Below are 3,760 nucleotides of genomic sequence, written 5' to 3'. Positions count from 1 at the left end.
CCACTCGCACCGCCGCCGCCGCGGCGGCGGCGGTGCGAGTGGGGCGCAACGGGGCTCCAGTGTCTGAGCGGGAACGAAGGGGTGTCCTACCGCCCCTTCGACCTCCGTCGCCCCCGGATGGTTGTACCGCGGCCCCTCACCGCACCACCGTTCGCGTCACCTCACCGTCATGCCGGTCACCGTCATGCGGGTCACCGTCACGCGGGCTCGACCGGCAGCCAGAGCTCGCAGGTCGCGGTGGAGAAGTCGTCCGCCCGCTCCAGGACGGCGACGACCGAAGGCCCCGGCCGCAGCCGCCACGGGTTGGACGGGAACCACTCGGTCGCCGTCGCCGCCCAGGTGCTCTGCAGCGCCTGCGGGTGCGGACCCGCGCTGCGGAACACCGCCCACGTGCCGGCCGGCGCCTCGACGACGTCGAGGTCCTCGGGCACCGGGGCGTCCCCGGGCACGGCGACCCCGTGCAGGTACGTCAGCTCACTGCCCTCCGCGGCGTCCTGGGCCACGTCGTCGGTGACCTGGAGCAGGCCCCCCGGTTCCGTGGCGCTCAGCGCCTTGAGCCGCCCGTGCTCCTCCATCGGCAAGGAGGCGACGTGCTGCTGGATGTGCGGGTTGACGCCCTCGTGGATCAGCGGCACGCGGGCGGCGTGACCGATGAGCCGGAACGCGGGACGGTCGGTGATGCGGGTGTCCATGGGTGTGCTCCCTTCGACGCTCAGGCGGAACCTGAGCTGCGGTTGTGTCCGAAGGGGGCCTCCGTCGCGGCGCACTTCACCGGGCGCCGCTCCGTGCACGGCGCGGAACGCCCGGCCGAACGCCTCGGCCGACCCGTACCCGTGCCGCACCGCGATGCCCAGCAGGTCCTCCCCGCCCCGGACGACGTCCGCCGCGGCGACCGTCATGCGCCGCCGGCGCACGTACTCCGACAGCGGCATGCCGGCCAGCGACGAGAACATCCGCCGCAGGTGGTACTCCGTGGTGCCGGACCGCCGGGCCAGCGCGTGGACGTCGAGCTCCTCCGCGAGGTGCTCCTCGACCAGGTCGACCAGCTTGTTGAGCGCCGCGATCACGAGGCCTCCTTCCGTCACGACCCTCGCAGGGGCCGGGCGTCCCGCACCCGACCGCTGTGGACCGATCCGATCATCCGCCCCCGTCGCGCCCCGGTCACGCCGGGAACGGCGCCGCCTCGCGCGCCGATCGCAGCGCGCCCGCCCACCAGTGCAGCTGGTCGAGCATGGTCTTCGCGTAACCGGCGGTTTCGGTGTCGAGCGGCCGGCCGTCCTGCCACTCCGCCCAGTAGTTCGGGAAGGCCAGCCGGTCCCGGACGGACAGCGCGTGCAACTCGGTCAGCACGTTCTCCAGGTGCAGCACCGCGTGCCGCCCGCCCGAGGCGCCTCCGTAGCTCACGAAGGCCACCGGCTTCGCCGTCCACTGGGTGAAGTGCCAGTCGATCGCGGCCTTCAGCGAGGCCGGGTAGCTGTGGTTGTACTCGGGGGTGACGAGGACGAAGGCGTCCGCGCTCTCCAGGGCGTCGGTCAGCGGTGCCATCCCGGCCGGGCGGGGGTAGGAGTCACCGGCGAGCTTCGGCGAGGCGGCGGGCAGTTCCACCGGCAGCTCGACGTCGGCCAGGTCGACCACCTCCACCTCGAACCCGTCGTGCTCGCGGGCCTGTTCGGCCACCCACGAGGCGACGACCGGCCCGAACCGCCCCTCCCGGACGCTCCCCACGACGACGACCAGCCGGTGCTTCCCCATCTGCCGAGTGCTCTGCGTGCTCTGCGTGCTCTGCGTGTTCTCCGTGGTCTCCATGCCCTTCACGATCGTCCCGCTGCCCGGGGGCAGCCAGGCCGTGCCGAGGCTGGCCCCCGCAGGGCCACCCTGAGCCCTCCACGGGCACCGGGCGCCGCCCTAAGCTCCCTTTTATGGGGACACCGTTGGGGGACTTCCTGCGCGCCAAGCGCGACAGCATCCAGCCCGAGTCGCTCGGACTGCCCGACCACGGCCGCCGCCGGTCGCCCGGCCTGCGCCGCGCCGACGTCGCGGTGCGGGCCGGCATCAGCGTCGAGTACCTCACTCGCATCGAGCAGGGCCGCGACCGCCACCCCTCGCCGGCGGTGGTGAACGCGCTGGCCGACGCCCTCAGCCTCGACCCGGCGGAACGCAACCACCTGCGGTACCTGACGAAGATCACCGGCGGCGAGTGCGCGGCCCACACCCGGCCGGCGCCCGTGAGCCGCGGTGTCCGCCCGGCCGTCCTGGAGACGCTCGGCCTCCTCGAACCCGCCGTCGCCGCGGTCACCAACCGCCTCGGCGACGTCCTCGCCCACACCCCCGCTTACGCGGCGGTCCTCGGCGCGGGCGGCCTGCTGGACGCGGACGAGCCGAACCTCACCCGCTACGTCTTCACCGACCCCCGGGCCCGGGAGTTCTTCCCCGACTGGGGCCTCGTCGCCGACGAGCAGGCCTTCGACCTGTGGCTCGGCCCGTCCGTCGAGACCGCCGCCTGGTTCACCTCGGACCTCGCGGCCGCCGCCGGTCCGGAGTTCACCCGCCGCCTGAACCGCCATCTGGTGCCGGACCGTGGCGTGCTGCGGATCGCCCACCCCTCGGGTCCGCTGCTCCACCTCACCCGCGAGACCCTGGAACTGGCCGACGACGCCCAGCAGCTCACCGTCCACCTCCCGGCGGACGAAGCCACGGCGACCGCCGTGGCCCGGCTCCTCGACGGCCCTCCGCGTCACCTGAAGGCCCTCGCCTGAACCGCCGGCGGAGGCGCCGCGACGCCCGCCCGTGAGGCGGTCCCCGAGCCGCGGCGAGCTCACTGGTGCACGTGCGCGCGCTGTCCGTCCCGGTCGAAGACCATGAGCAACTCGGCGGGACCGCCCAGGGCGGTGAACGCGTGCGGGACCATCGTCGCGAATTCCGCCGCCTCGCCCGTGCCGACGTCGATCTGCCGCTCGCCCAGCCACAGACGCACGCGTCCCTCCAGCACGAGCAACCAGTCGTGGCCCGGATGCACCCTCTGGGACGGCGCGGTGTCGGACGGCTCGAGGCGCATCTTCACCGCGACCGTGCGCCCGTCCGGACGGCTCAGCGCCCATGTCGTCCGCGTTCCGCTGCTGTGCGCGACCGGACGGATGACGACGTCGTCGTCCGTGGGCGCCTCGAAGAGCACGTCCAGACTCATCTGCAGGGCGTTGGCCAGCGGCACCAGCACATCGAGACTCAGCGTCCGCTTGCCCGTCTCGACGCGGCTGATGGTCGACGCGCTGAGGTTCGTGCGCTCGGCCAGCTCGTCCAGGGAGTACCCCAGGGTGGTGCGCATGCTCCGCAGGCGCGACCGGGCCAGGGCTTCGATGTCGTTGACTCCGTTCATGGGTCCATCGTGGAGCATCTTGCGGATTATGCAAGTCGGTTTGCGGGAACCGCCGGGAGCAGTACCGTCGACTGCATGAGCGAGCACCCCACCCACGGTCAGGACCAGGCCCCGTCCGCGCCCACCGGACAGGCCGGTCACACCCAGCACCCCACCATGGAGCGACACTGCGACGTCGCCGTGATCGGCGGCTCGGCCGCCGGTCTCGCCGCCGCCCTGCAACTCTCCCGCCAGCGGCGCGGAGTGGTCGTGGTCGACGACGGCACCCCGCGCAACGCCCCGGCCGCACACATGCACGGCTACCTGGGGCACGAGGGCGCCGCGCCCGGCGAGCTGATGGAGATCGGACGCGCGGAGGTGCGCGCCCACGGCGGGGGGGGGGTCGGC

General features: G+C 73.5%; 5 protein-coding genes. 2 read left to right on the top strand and 3 right to left on the bottom strand.

What is annotated here, in order from left to right:
• Positions 1–197: 197 nt before the first annotated feature.
• Both ACOV8S_RS25165 and ACOV8S_RS25160 read right to left on the bottom strand, forming a co-directional pair.
• Positions 198–1,067 carry an AraC family transcriptional regulator gene (locus ACOV8S_RS25165; RefSeq protein WP_448320511.1) on the bottom strand — a complete coding sequence of 290 codons (870 nt, stop codon included), beginning with the start codon at positions 1,065–1,067 and terminating at the stop codon, positions 198–200.
• A gap of 94 nt (positions 1,068–1,161) precedes the next feature.
• On the bottom strand, positions 1,162–1,752 hold the full coding sequence (locus ACOV8S_RS25160; RefSeq protein WP_448320857.1) for an NADPH-dependent FMN reductase: 591 nt from the start codon (positions 1,750–1,752) through the stop codon (positions 1,162–1,164).
• 167 nt (positions 1,753–1,919) lie between these two features.
• Here ACOV8S_RS25160 and ACOV8S_RS25155 point away from each other — a divergent pair, with 167 nt between their 5' ends.
• Entirely contained in the window at positions 1,920–2,756 is an 837-nt protein-coding gene (locus tag ACOV8S_RS25155) for a helix-turn-helix transcriptional regulator (protein ID WP_448320509.1), read from the top strand.
• A 59-nt stretch (positions 2,757–2,815) separates the two neighbouring features.
• Here ACOV8S_RS25155 and ACOV8S_RS25150 read toward each other — a convergent pair whose 3' ends face one another.
• Complete coding sequence (locus ACOV8S_RS25150; protein WP_448320508.1) at positions 2,816–3,373, bottom strand: helix-turn-helix domain-containing protein; 558 nt, start codon at positions 3,371–3,373, stop codon at positions 2,816–2,818.
• A gap of 75 nt (positions 3,374–3,448) precedes the next feature.
• On the opposite strand from ACOV8S_RS25150, the gene ACOV8S_RS25145 reads away from it, so the two are divergent.
• The coding region (locus ACOV8S_RS25145; protein WP_448320507.1) for an FAD-binding protein at positions 3,449–3,760 on the top strand (312 nt) is incomplete at its 3' end.

This window comes from Streptomyces sp. CO7 (genome assembly GCF_053474865.1).
This window is presented reverse-complemented; position numbering and strand designations above follow the sequence as displayed.

Coding starts and splice junctions, on each gene's coding strand:
- ACOV8S_RS25160 (WP_448320857.1), bottom strand. CDS start 1,752: ATGGGGAAGCACCGGCTGGTCGTCGTCGTGGGGAGCGTCCGGGAGGGG.
- ACOV8S_RS25155 (WP_448320509.1), top strand. CDS start 1,920: ATGGGGACACCGTTGGGGGACTTCCTGCGCGCCAAGCGCGACAGCATC.
- ACOV8S_RS25150 (WP_448320508.1), bottom strand. CDS start 3,373: ATGAACGGAGTCAACGACATCGAAGCCCTGGCCCGGTCGCGCCTGCGG.